The following is a 370-nucleotide window of genomic DNA, read 5'->3' on the forward strand; positions in this document are numbered from 1 at the left end:
ATGAACGGGGTGGTGGCCGTGGCCGCTGGCGATTTGCACTCATTGGGGTTCCGCTCCGACGGAACCGTGTGGGCCTGGGGGGCCAACGACAGCGGCGAGCTGGGAGATGGAACCAGGACCGAACGCTCCGCGCCATTGCAGGTGCCAGAGCTGAACGGGGCGGTGGCCGTGGCCGCTGGCTGGTCGCACTCCCTGGCGGTGCGCTCCGACGGAACCGTGTGGGCCTGGGGCTCCAACTCCAAAGGCCAATTGGGGAATGGGTCCATGAGCAACCCCACCACTCCGGTGCAGGTGCAAGGGCTGAGCGGGGTGGTGGCCGTGGCCGCGAGTTATACTCACGCCTTGGCGGTGCGCTCCGACGGAACCGTGT

General features: G+C 68.1%; 1 protein-coding gene. It reads left to right on the forward strand.

Translation table 11 applies throughout. The features are described 5' to 3' along the window. The coding region (locus Q664_RS47165; protein ID WP_043412702.1) for an RCC1 domain-containing protein at window positions 1-370 on the forward strand (370 nt) is incomplete at its 3' end.

The organism is Archangium violaceum Cb vi76 (genome assembly GCF_000733295.1).
Lineage (GTDB): Bacteria > Myxococcota > Myxococcia > Myxococcales > Myxococcaceae > Archangium > Archangium violaceum.